The 23925-nt window shown below is 68.1% G+C and carries 24 protein-coding genes and 1 riboswitch; of the genes, 3 read left to right on the plus strand and 21 right to left on the minus strand.

From position 1 onward, the window contains the following. Positions 1-13 precede the first annotated feature (13 nt). Positions 14-1168 (minus strand): iron-containing alcohol dehydrogenase, encoded by a 1155-nt coding sequence (locus tag EGT29_RS26225; protein WP_124691755.1) that lies wholly within the window; start codon positions 1166-1168, stop codon positions 14-16. Between the two features lie 125 nt (positions 1169-1293). Next, positions 1294-2256 carry a tripartite tricarboxylate transporter substrate binding protein gene (locus EGT29_RS26230; RefSeq protein WP_124691756.1) on the minus strand — a complete coding sequence of 321 codons (963 nt, stop codon included), beginning with the start codon at positions 2254-2256 and terminating at the stop codon, positions 1294-1296. Between the two features lie 176 nt (positions 2257-2432). Between EGT29_RS26230 and EGT29_RS26235 the strand changes: the two genes are divergently transcribed. Next, positions 2433-3380, plus strand: a complete 948-nt coding sequence (locus EGT29_RS26235) for a LysR family transcriptional regulator (RefSeq protein WP_124691757.1) — start codon at positions 2433-2435, stop codon at positions 3378-3380. Positions 3381-3392: 12 nt separating this feature from the next. Here EGT29_RS26235 and EGT29_RS26240 read toward each other — a convergent pair whose 3' ends face one another. Then, positions 3393-3698 (minus strand): I78 family peptidase inhibitor, encoded by a 306-nt coding sequence (locus tag EGT29_RS26240; protein ID WP_124691758.1) that lies wholly within the window; start codon positions 3696-3698, stop codon positions 3393-3395. 19 nt (positions 3699-3717) lie between these two features. Further along, a complete protein-coding gene (locus EGT29_RS26245; RefSeq protein WP_124691759.1) occupies positions 3718-4485 on the minus strand; it encodes a helix-turn-helix transcriptional regulator in 768 nt (255 codons plus the stop codon). A 98-nt stretch (positions 4486-4583) separates the two neighbouring features. Between EGT29_RS26245 and EGT29_RS26250 the strand changes: the two genes are divergently transcribed. Then, positions 4584-5492 (plus strand): DMT family transporter, encoded by a 909-nt coding sequence (locus EGT29_RS26250; RefSeq protein ID WP_124691760.1) that lies wholly within the window; start codon positions 4584-4586, stop codon positions 5490-5492. A gap of 10 nt (positions 5493-5502) precedes the next feature. Here the strand turns inward: EGT29_RS26250 and EGT29_RS26255 are convergent, their stop codons facing one another. From EGT29_RS26255 to EGT29_RS26315, 13 genes are all read right to left on the minus strand, one after another. Next, a complete protein-coding gene (locus EGT29_RS26255; protein ID WP_124691761.1) occupies positions 5503-6675 on the minus strand; it encodes a metallophosphoesterase in 1173 nt (390 codons plus the stop codon). Between the two features lie 28 nt (positions 6676-6703). Next, a complete protein-coding gene (gene metW / locus EGT29_RS26260) occupies positions 6704-7327 on the minus strand; it encodes a methionine biosynthesis protein MetW (protein ID WP_124691762.1) in 624 nt (207 codons plus the stop codon). Beyond that, a complete protein-coding gene (locus EGT29_RS26265) occupies positions 7324-8493 on the minus strand; it encodes a homoserine O-acetyltransferase (protein ID WP_238160500.1) in 1170 nt (389 codons plus the stop codon). Before EGT29_RS26265 ends, metW begins: the two co-directional genes overlap by 4 nt. A 60-nt stretch (positions 8494-8553) precedes the next feature. After that, positions 8554-8632: riboswitch (SAM riboswitch) on the minus strand. Positions 8633-8680: 48 nt separating this feature from the next. Further along, positions 8681-9445 (minus strand): helix-turn-helix transcriptional regulator, encoded by a 765-nt coding sequence (locus EGT29_RS26270; protein WP_238160216.1) that lies wholly within the window; start codon positions 9443-9445, stop codon positions 8681-8683. A 114-nt stretch (positions 9446-9559) separates the two neighbouring features. Beyond that, a complete protein-coding gene (gene ptsP, locus EGT29_RS26275; protein WP_255465714.1) occupies positions 9560-11296 on the minus strand; it encodes a phosphoenolpyruvate--protein phosphotransferase in 1737 nt (578 codons plus the stop codon). A 3-nt stretch (positions 11297-11299) separates the two neighbouring features. Further along, on the minus strand, positions 11300-11569 hold the full coding sequence (locus EGT29_RS26280; protein ID WP_124691764.1) for an HPr family phosphocarrier protein: 270 nt from the start codon (positions 11567-11569) through the stop codon (positions 11300-11302). Positions 11570-11571: 2 nt separating this feature from the next. After that, positions 11572-11985, minus strand: a complete 414-nt coding sequence (locus tag EGT29_RS26285; RefSeq protein ID WP_087838113.1) for a PTS sugar transporter subunit IIA — start codon at positions 11983-11985, stop codon at positions 11572-11574. Then, positions 11982-12959 carry a glutathione synthase gene (gshB, locus tag EGT29_RS26290; protein ID WP_124691765.1) on the minus strand — a complete coding sequence of 326 codons (978 nt, stop codon included), beginning with the start codon at positions 12957-12959 and terminating at the stop codon, positions 11982-11984. Before gshB ends, EGT29_RS26285 begins: the two co-directional genes overlap by 4 nt. Before the next feature lie 50 nt (positions 12960-13009). Further along, positions 13010-14422: a guanine deaminase gene (gene guaD / locus EGT29_RS26295; RefSeq protein WP_124691766.1), complete on the minus strand. Its 1413-nt coding sequence runs from the start codon at positions 14420-14422 to the stop codon at positions 13010-13012. Further along, positions 14397-16211 (minus strand): ABC transporter ATP-binding protein, encoded by a 1815-nt coding sequence (locus EGT29_RS26300; RefSeq protein WP_124691767.1) that lies wholly within the window; start codon positions 16209-16211, stop codon positions 14397-14399. Before EGT29_RS26300 ends, guaD begins: the two co-directional genes overlap by 26 nt. Positions 16212-16331: 120 nt before the next feature. After that, the gene (locus EGT29_RS26305) at positions 16332-17030 is read right to left on the minus strand and encodes an alpha/beta hydrolase (protein WP_124691768.1); all 699 of its coding nucleotides are present in this window, start codon (positions 17028-17030) and stop codon (positions 16332-16334) included. Positions 17031-17049: 19 nt separating this feature from the next. Then, on the minus strand, positions 17050-18012 hold the full coding sequence (locus EGT29_RS26310; protein WP_124691769.1) for a tripartite tricarboxylate transporter substrate binding protein: 963 nt from the start codon (positions 18010-18012) through the stop codon (positions 17050-17052). 35 nt (positions 18013-18047) lie between these two features. Continuing rightward, positions 18048-18911, minus strand: a complete 864-nt coding sequence (locus tag EGT29_RS26315) for a hypothetical protein (protein ID WP_124691770.1) — start codon at positions 18909-18911, stop codon at positions 18048-18050. Positions 18912-19047: 136 nt separating this feature from the next. Here EGT29_RS26315 and EGT29_RS26320 point away from each other — a divergent pair, with 136 nt between their 5' ends. Then, positions 19048-19983, plus strand: coding sequence for a LysR family transcriptional regulator (locus EGT29_RS26320; RefSeq protein ID WP_161567987.1), 936 nt, complete (start codon positions 19048-19050; stop codon positions 19981-19983). On the opposite strand, the gene EGT29_RS26325 is transcribed toward EGT29_RS26320, so the two are convergent. Genes EGT29_RS26325 through EGT29_RS26340 form a run of 4 tightly spaced genes read right to left on the minus strand, consistent with a single transcriptional unit; the run spans position 19937 to position 23923 of the window. Next, positions 19937-20746 (minus strand): IclR family transcriptional regulator, encoded by an 810-nt coding sequence (locus tag EGT29_RS26325; protein ID WP_124691772.1) that lies wholly within the window; start codon positions 20744-20746, stop codon positions 19937-19939. The genes EGT29_RS26320 and EGT29_RS26325 overlap by 47 nt on opposite strands. A 42-nt stretch (positions 20747-20788) precedes the next feature. Next, positions 20789-21883, minus strand: coding sequence for a citramalate synthase (locus EGT29_RS26330; protein WP_124691773.1), 1095 nt, complete (start codon positions 21881-21883; stop codon positions 20789-20791). A gap of 10 nt (positions 21884-21893) precedes the next feature. Further along, positions 21894-22691: an enoyl-CoA hydratase/isomerase family protein gene (locus tag EGT29_RS26335; RefSeq protein ID WP_124691774.1), complete on the minus strand. Its 798-nt coding sequence runs from the start codon at positions 22689-22691 to the stop codon at positions 21894-21896. A 2-nt stretch (positions 22692-22693) separates the two neighbouring features. Further along, positions 22694-23923 carry a CaiB/BaiF CoA-transferase family protein gene (locus EGT29_RS26340; RefSeq protein WP_124691775.1) on the minus strand — a complete coding sequence of 410 codons (1230 nt, stop codon included), beginning with the start codon at positions 23921-23923 and terminating at the stop codon, positions 22694-22696. Between the last annotated feature and the right edge of the window lie 2 nt (positions 23924-23925).

Below are 23925 nucleotides of genomic sequence, written 5' to 3' on the forward strand. Positions count from 1 at the left end.
GAAAGGCCGGGCGCTAGAAGGCCTGGGTATAGATCGCGAGCGCGTCGTCGCGGGTCAGGTCGCGGGGGTTGTTCATCAACAGGCGGTCCACGGTCATCGCCGCCTCGGCCAGCGCCGGCAGATCGGATTCGCCGACCCCCACGTCGCGCAGCCGCTGCGGAATGGGCGACGCCGTCACGTGGGCCTGCATGGCGGCGATGAAGGCCAGCGCCGCCTCGGCATCGGCCGCGTCGCGCACGCCCGGATCCAGCGCGCGCGCCAGTTCGGCATACGCCGCTTCGGCCACCGGCAGGTTGAACCGCAGGATGGGGACCATGACCAGCGAATTGGCCAGTCCGTGCGGCACGTGGAAGTGGCTGCCCAGCGGATGGGCCAGCGCATGGATCGCGGCCACCGGGGCGTTGGCGAAGGCCATGCCCGCCAGCAGCGATCCCAGCAGCATGGCTTCCCGGCTTTCCAGATCGCCGCCCTGCCGCACCGCGCCGCCCAGGTGGCCGTGCAGCAGTTGCAGCGCGCGCATCGCCAGCATGTCCGACATGGGGTTCTTCTTGTGCCGGGTCGTATAGGCCTCGATGGCGTGGACCATGGCGTCGATGCCGGTCATCGCCGTGGGCCCGGGCGGCAGCGCCGCCGTCAGCGCGGCATCCAGCACCGCCACGTCGGGAAACAGCAGCGAACTGATCACGCCGCGCTTCTGGTGGTCGGGCGTGGAGACGACCGAGGTGGGCGTGACTTCGGACCCGGTGCCCGCGGTGGTCGGCACCTGGATCAGCGGCAGGCGCGGCCCGCGGGCGCGCTGCGGGCCGTAGATGTCGGCCAGCGGCTGCGGATTGGCCGCCAGCAGGGCCACCAGCTTGGCGGTGTCGAGCGAACTGCCGCCGCCCAGGCCGATCACGCAGTCGGCGCGGTCGTCGCGGGCGGCCTGCGCCGCCTCCAGCACCACGTGCTCGGGCGGGTCCGCCTGCACGCGGTCGTACACGGCCACGTGCAGGCCCGCGGCGCGCAGGGCCGCGGCGGGCGCATCGATCAGCCCGGCCGCGACCAGTCCGGGATCGGTAACGAGAAACGCGCGGCGGTGGCCGCCGGCCTGGAGGATCTGGGCCAGCCGGAGGGCGGCCCCGCGCTCGCAGACGATGCGAGGCGTGGTTTCGAAATGGAAGCTGGGCATGGACATCGGCTCCGTCCGGTCCGCGCGGGGCGGCCGGGGTGAGCACGGCCCTCACCCCATGCGCGGTGATGCGGAAAGCAGGAAGAAGGGACGGCCGGCGCGCGGCGCGCCGGCCGGGACGCGGATCAGTACGCCGAGATCTTGGTCTTGGCGATCAGGTCGCCGAAGTTCTTGTATTCGGTGCGCAGCGCGTTGCCGAGTTCTTCGGGCGTGGTCGCCACGCTTTCGAAGCCCATCGCCTGGATGCGCTCGATCGAAGCGGGCTTCTTCAGGCTCTTGTTGATCTCGGCGTTCAAGCGCTTGATCACGTCGGCCGGGGTGCCGGCCGGGGCGAACACGCCGTGCCAGCCGCTGACCTTCTCCAGCTCGGGCAGGCCGGCTTCGCGGAAGGTGGGCACGTCGGGCAGGGCGGCGGCGCGCTTGGGTCCGATCACCGCCAGGGCCTTGAGCTTGCCCGACTTGACGTGCACGGCGCTGCCCGAATCGAAGGTGAAGTCCACCTGGCCCGCCAGCAGGTCCTGGATGGAAGGCGCCAGGCCCTTGTAGGGCACGTGGGTCGCGTCGGTATGGGTTTCTAGGTTCAGCAGCGCGCCGGCCACGTGCGGGAACGAGCCGTTGCCGGTGGACGAGTAGTTCAGCTTGCCCGGGTTGGCCTTCATCTTCTCGATCAGGCCCTTGACGTCCGAGACGCCCACCTTGGGGTTGACCAGCAGCGCCATGTTCAGGCCCGCCGTCATCGCCACCGGGGCGAAATCCTTGATCGGGTCGAACGGCACGTTCTGCATCACGTACGGGCCCAGGGCCAGCGTGCTCGACGCCAGCATCAGCAGCGTGTAGCCGTCCGCCGGAGCGCGGCGCACGTAGTCGGCGGCGATGTTGCCGTTGGCGCCCGGCCGGTTCTCGACCACGAATTGCTTGCCCAGCGACTCGCCCATGTCCTTGGCGACCATGCGCGCGATCGCGTCGATGGTGCCGCCGGCCGGCACCGACACCACGATGGTCACGGGCTTGGACGGGAAGGTGTCGGCCATCGCGGCCACGGGAACCAGGGCCGACACGGCCACCACGGAAAACAGCTTGCGCATCATCACATCGATCTCGTAAAGGGTTGGACAGCGACGGCCGGCCTGCCAAGTCTGGGCGTTCCGGCTCGTCCATGCTGAAATTGTAGGCAGCGGCGATGTGTGACAATGGCATTTCTTGTTAACCAGAGGTTAACAATTTCCCACCTGCCCGTTGCCGGGCCACGAACCGCTTCCACACCGTGTCACGCCTCCTGAACAGCCGCCATTTCCAGATCTTCGCCACCCTCATGCGCAGCCGCGGCATGGGCGAGGCCGCGCTGCGGCTGGGCATATCCAAGGCAGCGGTCAGCAAGACCCTGCGGCTGATGGAGCGGGAAACCGGCGTCGCGCTGTTCACGCTGGCGCACGGACGCCTCGAGCCCACGGCCGCGGCGCGCCGGCTGCTGCCACGCGCCGAGCAGGCGGCCAAGCACCTGGAATGGGCGCTGGACGAGGCCTATGCGCTGGACCAGGGGTCGGTGCGTACCGTCATCGTCGCGGCGCACGCCCCGCCGCTGATCGCCATCCTGCCCAGCGCCATCCAGCGCTTCAAGGAAAGCCATCCCGACGTCAACGTGCACCTGCGCGTGGAAGGCCCGCCCAAGGTGCTGGAGTCGGTGGCCCACCACGAGGTGGACCTGGGCGTGACCAATCCGCCCGCGCCCAACACGGCCAGCAGCGTCGACCTGTGCGAACGCCACACGATCTCCGAGGACTTGCTGGTGGCCGCCCTGCATCGGCGCCATCCGCTGGTGGCCAAGTCCGTGGTTCGTCCGGAAGACCTGGTGGGCGCCACCGTCATCGCCCTGCCCGAGGAATCGCCCACTTCCATCCTGGTGCGCGCCACCTTGCAGGAAGCGGGCGTCAGCGTGCCCAAGACCATCTTCGCCAGCACGTCCATGGGCGTATGCGCGCTGGTGCAGCAGGACGTGGGCATCGGCCTGATCAATCCCATGCTGCTGTCCACCGGCATCTTCCCCGACGTCGTCACCCGGCCGTTCCGGCCCCGCATCGAACTGTGGACCGAGATCTACTATTCGTCCATCCGGCCGCTCAGTCCCGAGGCGCGGGCGCTGGCCACCTATATCGAGGAAGCGGCCTCGGCGCTGCGCGGGCACGCGCCGCTGGGCAAGCCCACGCCGGACTGAAAAAGGCCGTCCTCAGCCGCAGCGTATCGCCGTCACGGCCTCGCGCCGATTGACCTCGACGTTCACCCGGAACGGATTGAACTCCATGGTGATGGCCTGCCCCGGACGCAGCACGCGCGCGCTGCCGGCGCCGGAGGCCTTGCGGGCCTCCTCGATCAGTACCGAGCTGAGTTGCTGGCCGACCAGGGACTGGGCCGCGTCGGCCTGGCACTGTCCCTGCGGCGCCTGCGCCGCGGGCTGGGAGTCGGAGGCGGGCGCGGGGGCGGCGCAGCCGGCGGCAAAGGCCAGCGTGGCAATGGCAAAGGCGCTCCGGATCATGGGTTCTCCTTGTGGGGGGTCATCGATAGAACAGCGTGGGCGGCATCCCGAAATGCCGGCGGAACATCGCTGCGAAGGCGCTCTGGCTCTGGTAGCCGTGATCGAGCGCGACGTCGACCACTTTATCACCCCGCGCCAGGCGCTCCAGCGCGGCCAGCAAGCGCACCTGCTGGCGCCAGTAGCCGAAGCGCATGCCCGTCTGCTGCTGGAACAGGCGGTGCAGCGTGCGGGCCGACATGCCGGCGCCGGCGGCCCAGGCATCGACCGTGCGGCCGTCGTCCGGCGCCTCGGTCAGCCGCTGGCACACCGCGCGCAGGCGCGGGTCCGAGGGCAGCGGCAGGTGCAGCGGCAACACCGGCAGCGCCCGCAGTTCATGCAGCAGCAGCCCCCTCAGGCAACTGGCCCGCGACGCCGGCCCGTCGCCCGGCGACAGGTCGATGGCGGCCAGGATCAGTTCGCGCAGCAGCGGCGGGATGCCCAGCACGCAGCTGCCCTGCGGCAACTGCGCTCCCGCATCGGCCGCGACGAACACGGTCCGCATCTTCACGTCGCCGCTCATGCGCACCTGGTGCGCGATCCCGGCCTCCAGCCACACGCCGCGCGTGGGCGGCACCACCCAGCGGCCGCCCTGGGCGTCGATGCACATCACGCCTTCGATCGCATAGAGCAACTGGCCGTGGGCATGGCTGTGCGGGGCGATCACGTGCCCGTGGGGATAGTCCGCGGCAATGGCGGTGACGGGCACGCCGGCCCGAGCCGAATCACGCAGATGGGCATCGACATCCATGGAATGTCACTTTTTAGATAACTGACTTCATATTAGCGTGAGACAGCCGACCGGGTAGCGCGGAGCATGAAGCTCCCTCTCTTTCCGGAGCCTTTTCGATGTCCCCCGCCGCGTATCTCTTCCCCTTCCTGGCCATCGTCTTCTGGGCCGGCAACGTGATCGTGTCCAAGATGGCGGCCTCGGCCATCGCGCCCACCGCCATCACGTTCTACCGGCTGGTGCTGGCCATCGCGCTGCTCAGCCCCTTTCTCGTGCGCCCCATCTGGCGCAACCGCGACGCCATCCGGCGCCACTGGTGGCAACTGGCCATAGGCGGCCTGTTGTCCATGGCGCTGTTCCAGGCCTTGTCCTACCGCGCCGCGGAAAGCACCACGGCCACCAACATGGCCATCGTCACGGCGCTGATCCCGCTGTTGACGGCGATCCTGAGCGCGGCGCTGCTGGGCGATCCCGTCACCCTGGGCATGGCGGTGGGCGGCGTGCTGTCGTTCGGCGGCATCCTGTACCTGGTCGGCCATGGCGACATCGGCGCGGTGCTGGCGCAGGGCGCCCACCTGGGCGACGTGCTGATGCTGTTCGCCGCGCTGGCCTACTCGCTGTACGGCGTGCTGCTCAAGCGCTGGCGGATGGCCATCCCCGCCTGGCAATCGACCTACATGCAGGCGGCCTTCGCGCTGGTGTTCATGTTCCCGCTGTTCCTGGCCCTGCCCGCCGGCACCGCCATGCTGGACGCCAGGACCGTGCCGCTGATCGCCTACGCCGGCATCTTCTCGTCCATCATCCTGACCTTCTTCTGGATACAGGGCGTGAAGCTGCTGGGCCCCAACCGCTGCGCGATCTTCATCAACCTGCTGCCGGTGCTGACCGCGGGCCTGGCTATCGCCCTGCTGGACGAACCCATGCGCGCCTACCACGTGATCGGCGGCGGCATCAGCCTGGCCGGCGTGCTGATCGCGCAGACCGTGCAGCGGCCGCTGTTCGCCGTGCGGACATCGCTGGCGCGCTGAGGCGGCCGGGTCAGGCGTCGCCGTCCCGGGCCCGCACCAGGCGCAGCAACGTGATCTCGGACGGCACGCCGAAGCGCATGGGCGGACCCCAATAGCCCGTGCCGCGGTTCACATACACCCACATGCCGTCCTGGCGATGCAGCCCCGTCACGAACGGCTGCTGCAGCGGCACGAGGAAATTCCAGGGCAGGAACTGCCCGCCGTGCGTATGGCCCGACAACTGGAGATCGAATCCCGCCGCGGCGGTGGCCGCCGCGCTGCGCGGCTGGTGGGCCAGCACCACGCGGGCGCCGGCATCGGCCGGCGCGCCGTCGATCGCACGTTGCGGATCGCTGCGGTGCGCCGGATCGAACTGGTGGGCGCTGTAATCGGTAATGCCGGCCACCACCAGTTCCTGGCCCGCATGGCGCAGCACCGCGTGCTCGTTCAGCAGCACCCGCATGCCCATGTCGCGCAGCGCCTCCACCCAGGCGTGCGCGCCCGAGTAGTATTCGTGGTTGCCGGTCACGAAGAAGGTTCCGTGGCGCGACGCCAGCTCCGCCAGGGGCCGCGCGTGCGGCGCGAGATCGGCCACGCTGCCGTCGACCAGGTCGCCGGTGATCGCCACCATGTCCGGCCGCAGCTGGTTGACCGCGTCGACGATGCGCCGCACGTAGGGCGCGCGGATGGTGGGCCCGACATGGATGTCGCTGATCTGTGCGATGGTGAATCCGTCCAGCCCGGCGGGCAGCCCCCGCAGCGGAATGTCGACGCGCACCACGCGCGCCACGCGGCGGGCACCGACGAAGCCGGCCACCGACATCAGCAGCGAAGCCGCCACCACGAACAGGGCCGACGGCGCCTCCAGCACCGCGTGCCCGCCTCCGGCGCCGAACCACGCCAGCGCGGACGCGCCGGCCAATACCAGGTCGCGCAGCAGCGTCAGCACGAACAACGACGAGAACAGGCCCATGCACAGCAGCCCCAGCCAGATCGCGCCCAGCAGCAGGCGGCCGGCCGAGCGGCGCCGCGCGAGCATGCTGGTGGGAATCAGCACGGCGGACAATGCCAGCACGACGCTCAGCGCCGGCGCCAGGCCCGGCACCGCGCCCAGGTCGGGCACGAGGCGCAGCCATACGTAGGCGTGCACCAGGCCGATCAGGCCGAAGAAGTAAAACCTGTGCAGGGCGCGCCGCTGGCTCATGCCACGGGCTTGCGGGCGCGCCCGCGTGTCACGCCGCCGCCGTCCCGCGCCGCGCCGGCGAGGCGAAGCGATACACGGCCAGCGTGCTGCGCCAGCCCGGCAGCCACGAGATCTCGTGGGCGTCGGCGAAGGTCGCACGGGCCAGGATGCGCAGGCCCAGCTTGGCGGCCAGCGCCTCGAAGTCCTTCAGCGTGCACAGGTGGATGTTGGGCGTGTTGTACCACTGGTAGGGCATCTGGCCGGTCACGGGCATGTGCCCGCGCAGGATGGACAGGCCGTGGGTCCAATGGCCGAAATTGGGGAAGGAGACGATGCCCTCGCTTGCCACGCGCGCCATCTCGAGCAGGATGCGCTCGGTGTTGTGCACGGCCTGCAAGGTCTGCGACAGCACCACCGTGTCGAAGCGGCCGTCCTCGAACAGCGCGAGGCCGTCCTCCAGGTTCTGCTGGATGACGTTGACGCCCTTGCGCGCGCATTCGATCACGTGCTGGTCGCTGATCTCGACCCCGACGATGCGGGCCCGCTGCGCGTCGCGCAGGTGGGCGAGCAGCGTGCCGTCGCCGCAGCCCAGGTCCAGCACGCGCGAGCCGTCGGCGATCCAGCCCGCGATGCGGGCCAGGTCGGGGCGCAGGGAAGCGGCGTTGCGGTTCATCGCGCGCCTCCCGCCGCGCCCAGCCCCAGTTGGCGGGCCACGCGGTCGAAATAGCCCCGCACCACCGAGTGGTAGCGGGCGTCGTCCAGCAGGAAGGCATCGTGGCCGTGCGGCGCCTCGATCTCGGCGTAGGTGACCGGACGGCCGTTGCGCAGCAGCGCCTGCACGATCTCGCGCGAACACGAGGGCGGGAAACGCCAGTCGGTGGTGAACGAGGTCAGCAGGAACTCGGCCTGCGCCGGCGCGAGCGACCGCGCCAGGTCGCCGCCAGCCTGCTTGGCCGGATCGAAATAGTCCAGCGCCCGCGTGATCAGCAGATAGGTGTTGGCATCGAAGTACTTCGAGAACTTCTCGCCCTGGTAGCGCAGGTAGGACTCCACCTCGAATTCCACGTCGTAGCCGTAGCGGAACGCGCCGTCGGCGCCGGGCGAACGCTGCGCGCGCCCGAACTTCTCGGCCATGTCTTCGCCCGACAGGTAGGTGATGTGGCCGATCATCCGCGCCACCGACAGGCCGTTGCGCGGCACCGTGCCATGGGCATAGAAATCCCCGCCGTGGAACTCGGGATCGGTGATGATGGCGCGCCGCGCCACTTCGTTGAAGGCGATGTTCTGCGCCGACAGCCGGGGCGTGCTGGCGATGACCACGCAATGCGCCACGCGCTCGGGATAGGTGATGGCCCAGCTCAGCGCCTGCATGCCGCCCAGCGATCCGCCCATGACCGCGGCGAAGCGGGCAATACCCAGCCGGTCGGCCACGCGGGCCTGCGCATGGACCCAGTCCTCGACCGTGACCACGGGGAACGAGGCGCCGTAGGGTCGTCCGGTGCGGGGATCGATGCTGGCGGGCCCGGTGGATCCGAAGCAGGAACCCAGGTTGTTGATCCCGATCACGAAGTAGCGATCGGTGTCCAGCGGCTTGCCCGGCCCCACCATGTTGTCCCACCAGCCGACGTCGGACGGATCGTCGGCCGACACGCCGGCCACGTGGTGCGAGGCGTTCAGCGCATGGCAGACCAGCACCGCGTTGGAGCGATCGGCGTTCAGGCGGCCGTAGGTCTCGATGGTGAGCGAATACGGACCGAAGGCCGTGCCGCTGGCCAATTGCAGCGGCTCGTCGAACGTCATGGCCTGCGCCTGGACGACACCGACGGAATCGGGACCGATGGGAGGAGATGCGGGGGTGTCGAGAAAGGCGGTCAACGCCTCTTCGAGATGCGAATCGGAAGACACGATGGACGGAGCTCTTTAGCTGGATTTATCAGGCGCCCGCAAGCGGACCAGGCAAATCGGCGCCAATGAAAGTTACGGGGGATTGTAGCATCCGACCCGGCGCGGCCTGCCGCGGACGGCCCTACAGCAGGCCTTGCAGGATGGCCTGGGCCACCGCCGCCTGCTTGTTGTTGACCTTGAGCTTGGCGAAGGCGTTGCCCAGGTGGAAGTTCACGGTGCGCTCGCTCAGCCCCAGGATCTGGGCGGTCTCGCCGCCGGTCTTGCCCACCGAGGCCCAGCGCAGGCATTCCTGCTCGCGCCCGGAAAGCCGGATGGGCACCGGCGCCCGGTCCTGGCAAGGAAGCCGCAGATAGGCGTCCAGCAGCAGCGACGCGGCATGATTGCCCAGGTCCGCCAGCTGTGCCCGGGTATAGCGCCCGGCGGCCGCGTCGGCGGAGCCGAACAGCAGGGCAAGACAGGCGACCGTATCGCCGGGGCGCAGCCCTTCGGCCACCAGGAACAGCGCGCTGTGGGCCTCCAGGCGCCGCAATTCGTCGTGGGAAGGCGATGCCTGGCCGTCGTCCAGCGCCCGCCGGCAGGCGCGCAACTGGCCGGCAGGCCAGCCGGCGGATTGGATCAGGGGCGGAAACTCGGGGCGGAACCCTTCCCACCACCGCCGGGCATCCTCGGCCAGCCAGCGCAGGACGTTGCCGTCGGGCGTGCGCTGGACGATGCCGAACGCATGATGCGCCGCGCCCAGCCCGTTGGCGAACTCGCGGGCGACCCTGCCGATGTCCCTCTCGCTGGAGGCCCCGATCAGCGGACGCAGCGACCGCAACACGCGGGTCGTGGTCTCGTTGCCTTCCACGCCCCGGGCCTCGGGACCCTGCGGCGCTTCCGATGTCACGAATGCGGGTCTCGTCATTCCATCGTGAATGTCACATTTGGTAACATTCTATGATGAACTGACGGCCTTGTGAATCGGCCCGTGCAGCGGCAAAACGCCTGGAAAGGCGTGCCGCTACTGATTCAGCAGCGACAGGTCCATTTCCGACGCGCGGTTCAGGACCGCGGCCACCTTGGTCCGCAGCGCATTCGAATGGGCGTGCAGGATCTCGCGCTTGACGTCCAGCAACTGCTGCGGATGCATGGAGAACTGCGTCAGCCCCAGGCCCAGCAGCAGCCGCGTCAGCTCGGTGTCGCCCGCCATCTCGCCGCACACCGATACCGATTTGCCGGCGCGCGAGCCCGCGTTGATGGTGTTGGCCACCAGCCGCAGCACCGCCGGGTGCAGCGAGTCGTACAGCCCCGCCACGTCGGGGTCCGCCCGGTCGATGGCCAAGGTGTACTGGATCAGATCGTTGGTGCCGATGGACAGGAAGTCGAAGGCCTCGACGAAGGGCTCGATGGCGATCGCCACGGCAGGGATCTCGACCATCGCCCCCACCAGGATGTTCTGGCCGTAGGCCTGGCCGCGCGCGTCGAGTTCGTGCCTGGCGGCGGCGATGGCGGCATAGGACGCGCGCGCCTCGCGCAGGTGGGCCACCATGGGGATCAGTATCCGCACCGGCCCGTGGGCCGAGGCGCGCAGGATCGCGCGCAACTGCGTGGCGAACAGTTCGGGGTGGGCCAGGCAGTAGCGGATCGCCCGCAGGCCCAGCGCCGGATTGGTGGCCACGGTGGCCTCGCCGTCCAGCGTCTTGTCGGCGCCGATGTCCAGCGTCCGGATGGTGACCGGACGTCCCGCCATCGTGCGTACCACCGAGGCATAGGCCTCGTACTGTTCGTCTTCGCCGGGCAGGTCGTCACGCCCCATGAACAGGAATTCGCTGCGGAACAGCCCGATGCCCTCGGCGCCGGCATCCACCGCCGCCTGCGCCTCTTCGGGCAGCTCGATGTTGGCCAGCATGGACACGACCACGCCGTCCAGCGTGATGGCCGGCACGTCGCGCAGCGTCGCCAGCGTGGCCCGCTCGCGGGCGTAGTCGGCCTGGCGGGCGCGGTACTCGGCCACGACGCGCGGCGGCGGATTGACCAGCAGCACGCCGGCCTCGCCATCGACGATGACCATGTCGCCGTCGCGCAGCAGCGTGCGCGCCGCGCCCAGCGCCACCACGGCCGGCACGCCCATGCTGCGGGCGACGATGGCCGTGTGCGAGGTCGCGCCGCCCAGGTCGGTGGTGAAGGCCGCGAAGCGCGCGCCCCGCAGCTTGAGCATGTCGGCGGGCGCGATGTCGTGGGCCACGACGACGAGCGGATCGCCATGGTCGTCGATGGCCGAACCCTTCAAGCCGCGCGGCCGCCCGTTGGCCTCGGCCAGCGCATGCAGGATGCGCTCGATCACCTGGCGCACGTCGCCGCCCCGCTCGCGCATGTACTCGTCTTCCATCTGCGCGAACTGCTCGGCCAGGGCCTGGCCCTGGGCGGTCAGCGCCCATTCGGCGTTGTAGTGGCGGGAACGGATGATCTCCAGCGGCTCGAGCGAGATCATCGCGTCGGCCAGGATCATGCTGTGCACCTGGAGGATGGCGCCCAGTTCGCGGGGTACGTCGGGGGGAAGATGGTCGGCCAGCTGGGCCAGTTCGTCGGAAGCGGCGCGGATGGCGGCGGCCAGGCGTGCGCACTCGGCCTCCACCTCCTCTTCATCGATACGATAGTGGGATACCTCTAGGGCGGCCGCGCCGATGACCACGGCGCGGCCGATGGCATAGCCGCGCGACACCCCCAGTCCGTGCAAGGCCAGCATCGAGGTTTCCATAGGCTACTCGGCCTCGCCGAACTTCTGCGCGAACAGCGCCTGGATCTGGTCCAGGGCCTCCTGAGCGTCCTCGCCCTCGGCATCGACGGTCACCTTGGTGCCGATGCCCGCCGCCAGCATCATGACGCCCATGATGCTCTTGGCATTGACGCGGCGCGAGCCGCGCGCGATATGGATTTCGCTGCGGAACCGGCTGGCGAGCTGGGTCAGCTTGGCGGATGCCCGCGCGTGCAGGCCCAGCTTGTTGATAACGGCGATGTCGATGCTCAGCATGGTCAATGGTCTTCAGGTTCGCCGTCGACGCGCAAGACGCCTTGCGTGCCGCCAGCCAGGGCGCGCTGCGCCAGATCATCAAGGGAAAGGTGGCGGTAAGGCAAGGTGCGCAGCAACATCGGTATGTTGACGCCGGCCAGCACGGTGGTGGGCGTCCCCAGCCGCGACGCCTCGCGCGCCGCCCGGTCGGTCTGGTTGGCGGGCGTGGCGCCCACCACGTCGGTCAGTACCAGCACGCCCTCGCCGGCCGCCGCGGATTCGATGCGCTCGAGCACCGCGCGGAACATCTGGTCGGGATCCTCGTCGTTGCCGGCATCGTAGGCCAGCACGCCGGACAGTTCGCCGAAGATGTGCGAAGCGCAGGAAAGGAGCGACGAAGCCAGCGGTTCGTGCGCGACGATGACGACGCCGGTCATGCCGATCTCGCCTCCGGCTTCGCGGCGACGGCGTCCTCGAGCGCGCGCGCGAACATCGCGCCGACGTCGAAGCCGGTCTGCTCGGTGATTTCGCAGAACGTGGTCGGGCTGGTCACGTTGATCTCGGTGACGTAGTCGCCGATCACGTCCAGGCCCACCAGCAGCAGGCCCCGCGCGGCCAGTTTCGGCCCCAGTTCGCGGGCGATGGCCAGGTCGCGGTCGGACAGCGGCTGCGCCACGCCCCGGCCGCCGGCGGCCAGGTTGCCGCGGGTCTCGCCCGCCTGCGGGATGCGCGCCAGGCAATACGGCACGGGTTCGCCGCCGATCAGCAGCACCCGCTTGTCGCCCTGCAGGATCTCGGGAATGTAGCGCTGCGCCATGATGCTGCGCTGGCCATTGTCGGTCAGCGTCTCGAGGATGGCGTTCAGGTTGGCTTCCCGGGGCGCCAGCCGGAAGATCCCGGTGCCGCCCATGCCGTCCAGCGGCTTGACGATGACGTCGTGGTATTCGTTGTGAAAAGCCCGCAGGCGGGCCATGTCGCGCGTCACCAGCGTCGGCACCGTCAGGTGCGGGAATTCGGCGATGGCCAGCTTCTCGGGGTGGTTACGGATCGCCGCGCCGGAATTGAACACCCGCGCGCCCTGGGCCTCGGCCCGCTCCATCAGGTGGGTGGAATACACGTATTCCATGTCGAAAGGCGGGTCTTTGCGCATCAGCACCGCGTCGAAGGCGGTCAGCGGCTGGTCGCCCTCGGGGCCTTCCTTCCACCAGTCATGTGCGTGCAGGTCGGCATCCGGCACCAGTTCGAGGGGCCGGGACGCCGTGCGCACCACGCCGTCGATGACGTAGAGATCGCCCTGCATCGCCACGCTCAGCCTATGGCCGCGGGCCACGAGGGCTCGCATCATCGCCACGGAGGTGTCCTTGTAGGCCTTGAGCGCGGGAAGCGGGTCAATAATGAAAAGTACGTGCATGGATGGCCTTGAATGCCCGCCGGACGCGGGCGCGGAAACGAATACTGATTCTAGCAAGCCGGCGCGGGCGCCGCCGAACCGTCCGCGTACCGGAAAGGCGCCGGCTGGCGCGACCGGTCATATACCGGCCGCCCCGCCACGTAGGTGGCGCGCACCGCCCGGTCGTCGCCCAGTGTCATCAGCACGAACAGGCGCTCCATCAGGTCGGTGCAATAGCGCATCCGGAAGTCCATCAAGGGCGTGGATTTCAGATCCAGCACCGCCAGGTCGGCCTCGTAGCCCGGCTCGATGGCCCCCAGGCGGTCGTCCAGGTACAGCGCGTGCGCGCCGCCCCGGGTCGCCAGGTAGAACGCGTGGGCGGCGGTCAGCCGCGTCTGGTTCAGGGCCGCCACCTTGTAGGCCTCGTTCAGCGTCTGCAACTGCGAGAAGGCCGTGCCCCCGCCTATGTCCGTGCCCAGCCCCACCCGCACCGGCCGGTCGGCCCGCTTGGCGTCGAACACCCGGAACAGGCCGCTGCCCAGGAACAGGTTGGAGGTCGGACAGTGCGCCAGCGCCGACCCGGACCGATGGCAGGCGCACAATTCGTCTTCCGACACGTGCACCGCGTGCGCGAAGATGGCCCGCGGCCCCGCCAGACCGGCGCGCCGGTAAACCTCGAAGTAGTCGCAGCAGTCCGGGAACAGCTCGGCGACCCAGCCCACCTCGCCCAGGTTCTCGCTCAGGTGGGTCTGCATGTAGGTGCCGGGGTGCTCGCGCCACAGGCGGGCCGCCGACTCCAGCTGCGCCTGGGACGAGGTCGCCGCGAAGCGCGGGGTAATGCAGTACAGCTGGCGCCCGTTGCCGTGCCACCTGCCGATCAGGCCCCGGGAGTCCTCGTACCCGCCTTGCACCGTGTCCCGCAGCGCCTCCGGCGCGTTGCGGTCCATCAGCACCTTGCCGGCGATCATGCGCGTGTCGAATCGCTGCGAGGCCTGGAAGAACGCGTCCACCGACCCGGGATGCACCGTGCAGTACACCGCCGCCGTCGTCGTGCCCGCTCGCAGCAGCTCGCGCAGGAACAGCTCGCTGACCATCGCGGCGTGCGCCGGGTCGGCGAACTGCTGCTCGGTCACGAAGGTGTACTTGTTCAGCCACTCCAGCAATTGCTCGCCGAAGGCGCCGATCATCTGGGTCTGCGGGTAATGGATATGGGTATCGACGAAGCCGGGCAGGATCAGCGCGTCCGGATAGTGCGCCACCGGCATGGAGCCTTCGACCGAGGCGCGCAGCCGGTCGTAGGGGCCGGCTTCCGCGATGCGGCCGTCCTCGATCACCACCAGCGCATCGGGCAGGTGGGTGTACGAAGCGTGCGGATCCGACAGGAAAGGGTCGGCATGGAAACTCAGCGTGGCACCGCGCAGGGCGTGGCGGCCGGGGCCGAAGCGGGAGTCGGGGGCGTCAGGGCCCGGGCGGGAGCGGGTCATAGGCATCCTCGGGTTCGTCGGCGGGCAGGTCCCCGGATGTCGGCGCGGCGGGTCGTTCGCCTATCTGCTGCCGCCACATCGCATAGTAAAGGCCCTTGCCTTCCAGCAACCGGGCGTGGCTGCCGTGCTCCACGATACGCCCTTTTTCCAGCACGAAGATGGTGTCGGCCTGCATCACCGTCGACAGCCGGTGCGCGATCAGGATCGTGATCTGCGTGCGGCGCGCGCAGATGCGCCGCACCGTCTCGTTGATCTGTTCCTCGGTCAGCGAATCCAGCGCCGAGGTCGCCTCGTCGAAGATCAGCAGCCGGGGCTGGCGGATCAACGCGCGGGCGATCGACAGGCGCTGCTTCTCGCCACCCGACAGCTTCATGCCCATCTCGCCTATGGCCGTGTCCAGCCCGTCCGGCGACTTGGTCAGCAGATAGGCGCAGGAGGCCTGTTCCATCGCCGCCACCATTTCCTCGTCGGTGGCGTCGGGCTTGACCAGCCGCAGGTTCTCGCGGATCGTGCCGGCGAACATGTGCGCTTCCTGTGTCACGAATCCGATCTGCCTCCGGACGCGGTTGAAGCGCAGTGCCGTCGTGGGCTGGCCGTTGTACGACACCGTCCCGCTGGCCGGCGGATACAGCCCCACCAGCAGCTTCACCAGGGTCGACTTGCCCGAGCCCGACGGCCCCACGAACGCGATCGTGTCGCCCAGTTGCGCCTCGAACGACACGTGCTCCAGCGCGTAGTCCGGCGCTCCCTTGTGGCGAAAGCAGACCTGCTCGAAACGCACGTCCCGCACCGGCCCCACGTCCACCGCGCCGGGCGGCCGCCGCTCCACGGGCTTTTTCATCAGCGCGCCGAAGTTCAGCAGCGAGGCGTCCACCTCGCGATAGGCCAGGATGATGTTCCCCAGTTCCTGCAAAGGCGCGAAGATCGCCACCGAAATGAACTGCATCGCGATCAGCTCGCCAGGGCTCAGCACTTCGCGGAAGATCAGCCACAGCAGCGCGAACAGGATGGACAGCCGCAACAGGCTCAGCGTCATGCCCTGCAGGAAGGACAGCACCCGTATCCGCTTGACCTTCTCCATTTCGAGCGCGAAGATCGCCGCCGTCTGCGCCTGCAGGCGGCGGATTTCCGGATAAGTCAGCCCCAGACTCTTGATCAGCTCCACATTGCGCAGGGACTCCGTGATGAAGCCCGAATTGCGGTTCGTCTCGCGCACGATGGAACGCTGCTGGGTCTTGATCTCGCGGCTGAGCAAACCGGTCAGGCCGCCCAGCAGCAGCACGCCGACCAGGAACACCGGCACCAGCAGCCAGTTCTTCGTGACCGAATACCAGGTCAGGAACCCCACCCCCACCACCGCCGCGAACACCGTGTTGATGAAGGTGTTGATGAAACGCTCGCTGTCGGCCCGGACCTTCTGCAACAGGGACAGGATCTCGCCGCTGCGCAGGTCCTCGAACTCCTGGAAGCGCAGGCGCAGCACCTGCCGCAGGCCGTCATTGAAAAGATGCGTGCCCAGCTTCTGCACCACCAGCCGGGTGGTGTATTCCTGCAGGGCGCGGGCCAGCCGGGACAGGATGGCGATCCCCACCGCCAGGGCCAGCAGCCCCAGCACGCCGCTGACCAGCTCGTGTTCGGTCTTGCCGGCGCGATTGATCGCGTACTCGTCGATGATGCGCCCGAAGATGATGGGATCGACCAGGGCCAGGACCTGCGAGGCGCCGGCCAGCAGCAGCGCGACGAAGGCCAGGGAGCGGTGGGGCTTGAGGTAGGTCCACAGGAGGTACATGCAGGTCCCCGGAGCGGCATCAAGGGCGAAATCCGTGCCAACCCGAAGCATACCTGCGTCCAGCCATGAAAACCGCCACGGCCCGGCGGCACCGGCCGCCCGCCACGCCCGTCCGCGTGCCTACGGCCTTGCCTTGCTCAGCAGTCGGCCGGCCAGGAAATCGATGGCATCGCCCAGGCGCTCGCCTTCCAGCGCGCGATGCGGTCCCGGGTACGCGACCAGCCGCTTGTCCCGCGAGCCCAGGGCGTCGAACAGCCGCGCCGTACCTTCCCGATCGAAGAACTCGTCGTCCCATTGCTGGGTGAACCAGATCGGACATTCGATCCGCGCGGCGAACCCGGCAAGATGGTCGCTGGCCGCGTAATTGGCGCTCCACAGACCGATGGCCGCCGCTTGCACGCGGCGATCCGACGCCAGGTAGGGAATGCCGTAGGCCGTACCCATCGAAACGCCGATATAGCCGACCGGCAAGCCCTCCCACCCGCGCGTTGCCGTCAGATGGTCGAGCGCGGCAGTCATTTCCCGCGCCATGCTCGTCCTGCCCAGCCCAGTCCGCCAAGCCGCGCGGAAATACCGCCGGGCGGCCTCCGGATCCCGGCTTCCGTCGGGGCTGCGTTCCCCGTGCACCGGGCCGTCTATAGCCAGCACGGCCATCCCCCGAGGCACGAGCCGGTCGACGATGGCAAGGACCGCGTCGGCTTCCTTGTGGCCGCTGCCCCCGTGGCAGGCTTGGACGATGGCACTGGGCCGTTTTTCGGGCGTCCATAACGCAGCCGGAATCGAGGCGCCATCGTGAGCGAAACCATAGCGTTCGAGCATGATCGCCTGCCGATCCGGGTCAGTTGATGAACCCGTTGGTGGCCTTGACCACGACGGCCCACCGCTGGACTTCCTCGCCGATTTTCATCCCGAACTGATCCGGCGAACTCTCCGCCACCGCGATCCCCAGTTTCTTGAACTGGGCCTGGATCCGGTCACTGCGCAACGCCGCTCGCAGGGCCTGGGAAAGTCGCTGCACGATAGCGGGATCGGTGTCTTTCGTCGTCACCAGCCCAAGAAATCCGGGGGCGATGAATTCCGGCACGGTCTCGGCCGCGGCCGGAATTTCGGGAAAATATGGCGACCGCTCACCGGAACTGGTCAGCGCCACCACCCTCACCCTACCGTCGGCCACGTACGGAAGCACCGTCTCCGCCGCCACCATCATGGCGTCGATCCTGCCAGCCACGAGGTCCGTCAGCGCCGGGGCGTTCCCCTTGTACGATATGGTCGCGAAATCGGTGCGGCTGGTCATCGCGAAGTATGCGGCGGTAGGCCCGGCACCGGCCACGGCGAAATTGACCTTGCCCGGATGCCGCCGCATGTAGGCAACCATTTCCGCGAGATCCTTGGCGGGGAAATCGGGACGCACGACCAGGAAATTCGCGCTTCGACCGACTTCGCCCACCGGGGCGAAATCCTTCTCGAGGTCATAGTCGATCTGGCGATAGGCTGTCTTGTTCAAGGCCAGCAGATGCGACACCATCAGCAGCGTGTAGCCGTCCCGCGGCGCCCGGGCAGCCGCCGACGCGCCGATGTTGCCGCCCGCCCCGGGTCGATTCTCCACCGCGATGGGCTGCCCCAGTTCGTCCGACATGCGCTCGGCAACCGCCCGAGCCACCACGTCAGTCAGTCCTCCGGGCGCGAACGGCACCACCAGGCGCAGCGGCCTCTCCGGCCAGCCGTCCGCCAGCGCGAGCGACGCGCTGCAACACCACAAGCCAGCCGCCACCAGGATCTTCCATCCAGCAAGGTTCCGCATCGGACTCTCCAGCAAACTGCGATCCGCCGCCCGGATCAAGCGACCGTAGAGAAATCGGGAGACCGGTAGGTCACGCTGTCCACGGATTGCCGGTTCCAGCCTCCGACCAGCGCCAGCATGTGGAACTGGCGGGCATTCCCGTTCGTGAATCCTCGCATCAGCCCGATCGGCATCGATACGATCTCGTGCGGCGCCAGCCTTATCCGGCTCTCGGCCTCGTCACCCCAAAACAAATCCAGGTCACCATCCAGCGGAACGAAGATCTCCTCGGTCGCGTGGGCATGCAGCGAGGCGCCCTTGCCTGCCTCCATCTCGATGATGCTCATCGAGAACGGAAACTCGAAGGGCAGCGCGGGCAAATGATGCGCCCCGACGCTGATGCCGCGGTTGACCAGCTTGAAAACACGTTTCTCCAGACCGGGCGTATTGCTGGTGGCGAAGGCATCGTCGTAGCCTTTCACCTCGCCCCAGCGTGCGATGCGCCGGCCTTCGAACGGACCATCCACCGTCGGCGTGCGTCCAGTGTCGCGATAGGCCTGGGGATCGGCAGCAAGCAGCAACAGTCGGGCCGGAGCCGTACCTGAGTTGCGCACCTGCGTGGGTTTGCCGGAAGCCAGCGCCACGCAGTCCCAGCGTTTCGCACTCACCGTGCCGCCATCTTGCTGGACGGCGGCTTCGCCCTGCAAACAGAAAAGAGCCTGGTCCGCATCGCTCGGCGCGATGTCCAGGCCTTCGCCTGGTCCGACCTGGCACAGGCTAAGCCGAAAACTGTGCCGTCCGGCGATGACTGCGTCCCCGGGCCCGGCGAAATCGAATATCGGAATCACCTGGGATACGTGATCTGCCGGCGGCTTCGCTATCCGGCTGGTCGCGAGTTCGAATGCGGACGGGCTGGCCACTGGAATCTCCTTTCAGGACTGACCGGGCACCCCAGCCTGAGGCAGGCAGGACAAAAGGCATTCTAGCCAGCCAGCCCATGGCTAACTATGATCCATGATGAATAACCGTTATTCGGTGCTGCGGACAAGGAATTTCATGGACAACCCTGCTCTCGAGAACGTCGACGTGCGCCTGCTGCGCATCCTCCTTGTTCTTCTTTCCGAAAGAAGCGTGTCGCGCTCGGCCCAGAAACTCGACATGAGCCAACCCGCCATGAGCCATGTCCTGAACCGGCTGCGCCGCCTGTTCGCCGATCCGCTCCTGACGCGCAGCCGCAACGGCATGATCCATACCCAACGCGCCAAGGAAATCGAGCCCATGGTGCGAGACTTGCTCGAGAGATTCGATCGACTGATGGCCCACGAAGAGAAATTCGACCCCGCCACCTCCCGGCGCCGATTCGTCGTGACGTCGGCTCCCTATACCGAGCACGTCCTGCTGCCCGGACTGGTCCGCCGGGTACGCGAACATGCGCCGGGAGTCAGGATGGAGCTCAAGCCGCCCCATTACGGCCATGCGCACGAACAGCTCGAAAGCGGAGAAGTCGACCTGCGGCTGGCCTGGGGGCAGGGGCCGCCTCCCTTATCCTTACGATCAGTCCTGCTCTTCCATGACAGGATCGTCTGCGTGTCGGACAAGCGGCGCAACGGCAAGGGAGGCCCCTTGAGCATCGCGGAATATCTGGCCGCATCCCACATCCGCGCCCAAGGCGCGGAGCGCACCACCACGGGCAAGGCGGTCGACAGCGCCGTTGCCCAATATGGAACGACGCTTTCGATCGCGCTTCTGGTGCAGGACTATCTATCCGTTCCCCGCATGGTGGAAGGCACCGATTTCGTAGTGACCATTCCCCAGCGCCTTGCGCGGGATGTCGTCGCTCACGCCTCGCACCTGGAAATCACCGAACCGCCGCTGCGCCTGCCCAGGGTCAGGATGATGGGCTACTGGCACGAACGTAGCCACACCGACCCCGCACATCGATGGTTCAGGAGTCTGGCCATTGCGGCCAGCCGGGATCTTGGCCCCGCGTAGGCACCCCGGCCCGCATGGCCGCCTGGCCCTGCAACGCCACGCCTATCTGCCGCAGGCGGTCCACCACCTCGTCGCGCTGGCGGGCAATGGCATCTTCGGGGCCGCCCAGGCCGATGGCCAGGTCCATCTGGCCCGGCACGGGCGGAAGCGCCATGGCGATGACGTTGCGCCCCGCCACCACCCGCCCCCGGCTTTCGGCCCAGCCTCGTTCGCGGCAGGCCTCGATGTCCGCCAGCAACTCGGGCACCGCGACCTTGCAGGCGGGATCGGTTTCCTGCGCGTTCGCGCGCCGGGCGATCAGCGAGATCTCGGTGTTGCGCAGTCCAGCCAGCAGTATCTTGCCGACCGCCGCCCGGCACACCGGCCGCAGGATGCCGGTGGCGTATGGCGGCAAGCCAGTGGTTTCGGCACACAGAGTCACGATGTAGCGCACATGGATGCCCTGCCGCATGCCGAGCAGCACCGAATGCCCGAACTCGCGCCGCAACCCTTCCAGCAATGAAATAAGGCTGCCGTTGCCGAAGATCTCGTCGTGCACCCACGACCCGAGCAGCATCACGCGCAAGGTCGGGTAGTAGGTACGGGTGGGCGGATCGTAGCGCAGATAGCCTTGCGCCAGCAGGCTCTTGAGCAGCAGCGAGGTACTGGATTGCGGATAGCCCAGGCACTGCGACAGTTCCTTGACCGTCGTGGCCGCATGGGTTTGGGCGAAGAACTCGAAGATCTCCAGTACCCGCCGCGCCGACTTGATCGTCCCTTCCATATCTCCACGCCTCGTACCGTCCAGCGCGGCGGCCGGGTCCCGCTATTTGCCGGCCGGCGCGGCCGGCTTGATCCAGGGCCGCGCCTTGCCTTCGTAAACCGAGGGCCCCAGCCGGAAATGCTGGGCCTCATGGAAAGTGTAGACCACCGGCACGTCCGGACTGTATAGGCGGCCCGCCGCCGGCAACGGACCGTTGCGTGCCACCTGCGAATGCAGCGGCCGGCCAAGGATCTCGGACAAGCGCACCGAGGCCTCGACCAGGCGGTCCAGGTTCACGCCCGGGTCCACGCCAAGCGTCTGCAGCAACTGGACGAAGTCCTCGGTAGGGATCATGCCGGTAGCCTGGCCGTTGCCGCAGTATGGGCATCCGCCTATGCCACCCAGCGCCGTGTCGGCCACCAGCGTATCGCTGGCCTCCAACAGCTTGAGTGCTTCGTACATGGACAGCATCGCCATGCCGCGGGCGTTGTGCAGGTGGAGATGGAAAACGTCGATGGACGGAAAGCGCCGCTTGATCGCCTCCAGATCGCTGGCCACTTCCAGCGGGGTGTTCCATGCCATGGGATCGGCCAGGTCCACGCGCTTGACCTCGATACCAGCGCCGTTCCAGGCATCGACCTGGCGCTGTAGCGCATCCAGGCGCGCGGCTTGCGTGAACTTGCCGCTCCAGTTCGAGCCCCAGCCGGCGCTCAAGCCCACCGCGGCCTGCGTCGCGCCGGCCGCGCGGCCCTTCTCGACCGGTGTGCGCCATATCCGCTCCTGCCCTTCCATGGTCTGGTTGGTATTGCGCTGCAGGAACGTCTCGCACATGTGCAGATGGGTGGCCGGCAGCGGTTCCAGGCTCAGCGGCGGGGCATGCCGCTTGCGGTCCTCGCGCCCACGTTCGTTCAGCGCCAGCGCGAAGAACTCCACGCCCGGCACCGGCCGCAGCCGCTCGACCAGGCGCAGCGTGTCGCCCATCTGGGGACTCCACTTGGGATTGACGAAAGCCCCCACGACGAGACGCCGTATGCCGGCATCCACCAGCATCCGCAGTATCTCCAGCTTCTCGTCCACGGTCACGCCTTCGCGCTCGATCTGCAATCCGTCGCGCAAAGTCTCGTCGGTGATCAATACCTTGGGCCATGCGGTCTTCATCTTCCTGCTCCTATCGGTTGCGCCATACCGGCTTGCGTTTCTCCAGGCGCGCGCGTATGCCCTCCTTGCGATCCTCGCTCAGGTAGGGATTGGCGCCTGGATCCTGGCGCAGCGCCGCCGCCACCGGCAGTTCCAGTCCGCGCAAGGCCACCGCCTTGACGCGCCGGACGGAAATGGGGGCGTTGTCGGCAATCCTGCGCGCCAGCTCCAGCGCCACCGGCAAAACCTCGTTCGCGCCCACCACGCGGTTGAGCAATCCGATCCGGTAGGCCTCGGCCGCATCGATGTACTCGCCGGTGAACAGCATCTCCAGCGCGATGCCCGGCGCCACCCGCCGCGGCAACAGCACCGAGCCGAAATTCGCCCCCATGCCTATCTTGGTCTCGGGCAGGCCGAAGCGTGCCTCGGCATGGGAGACGCGCAGATCGCAGGCCAGCGCCAGTTCGAAGCCGCCGGCGACCGCGCTGGCGTTGAGCGCCGCGATGGTGGGTTTCTTCGCCTCCAGCACCACTTCGAACACATTGCGCTCCAGGCGGTTCATGGGTGAGCGAAAGCGCGCGCCGGCCTCGTCGTTGCCGCGCATCTCCTTGAGATCGCCGCCGGCGCAGAACGCCGCGTCACCCGTGCCGGTCAGCACGATGACGCGCACGTCGTCGTCTTCCTCGGCATCCAGTATCGCTTCGACAATCGCCACCATCAGCGAGCGCGACAAGGCGTTGCGGCGCTCGGGACGGTTCAATCTCAGCAGCCGTACGTGATTGTCGGTCGATACCACCAGTTCCGCCTCGACGGTGCGGGCCTCGTCCATGATCATTCCTCCGACTTGATGCCGTAGACCAGGCGGTCGCGCAGCGCGGCATCGATTTCATCCTGGCCGAAGCCGCACTCGCCCAGCACGGCCACGGTATCTTCGCCCAACCGAGGCGCGGGCCGCGCCTGTGCCCGATTGCCTCCGGAAAAGGCATTGGGCAGACCGATCTGCCGGATTTTCCCTTCGCTGGGGTGATCCACGCGCTGGACGAAACCCGCATCCTCCAGATGCGGATCATCGAGCAGGCTTTCCAGCGTGTTGTAGCGCATGGCCGGCACGTCGGCACGCTCGAGAATCTCCAGCCACTCGGCCGACGTCCTGCCTTTCAGGGCGCTGGCACGCAGGGCGTAATAGTCCAGGCTGTTGGCGGTGCGCGCCGCCACGCTGCGAAAGCGCGGGTCCGTTTTCAACTCCGGCTGTCCGATGGCATCGAAGAACGCGAAAGCCTGGGCATCGGTGTTCGGGGAAATGGCGATGTAGCCGTCCTTGGTCGGCACCGGACGATTGTCGGCGTTGAGAATACGCGCATCGCCAACCGGCCCGATGGGCGGATCGAAGGTCAGGTTGCCCATGTGCTCGCGCATGACGAAGGCCGCCATGGTCTCGAACATAGGCACTTCGATGGACTCGCCCACGCCCGTCCGGGTGCGCCGGTAAAGCGCGAACCCGATGGCCTGCGCGGCGATCTGGCCGGTGATGTGATCGGTCATGACGAAAGGCACGAAGCGGGGTTCCCCGCTCGACGCCTCGAATGCGCCGGCCACGCCGGAGACGCTCTGGATGACCGTGTCGTAGGCGGGGCGGCCCGCATAACGGCCCTTGCGGCCGAAGGCCAGCACCAGGCAGTGGATGAGCCTGGGGTTGACCGCGCGCAGCGACTCCCAGTCCAGCCCCAGCTTGTCCAGCGCGCTCGTTCTCATGTTGGTGACGAAGACATCCGCGCTTTCCAGCAGGCGCCGCAATACCGCCCGGCCGCCGTCCGTCTTCAGGTCGATGCAGACCGAACGCTTGTTGCGGTTGAAGTTCATGAACTTGCCGGTCATGCCGCGGTGGCGCGCGCCGCCGCCGAGCTGGCGCATCAGGTCGCCATCCGGCGCCTCGATCTTGATGACCTCCGCGCCGTGATCGGCCAGCGCCAGCGTGCAGGCCGGCCCCACCACGACTGTCGACAGGTCGACCACCCGCACGCCGGCGAGCGGCCCCTGTTCCGCGGCTCTTGTTGCTTCCATGA

This window comes from Pigmentiphaga sp. H8 (genome assembly GCF_003854895.1).
Lineage (GTDB): Bacteria > Pseudomonadota > Gammaproteobacteria > Burkholderiales > Burkholderiaceae_B > Pigmentiphaga.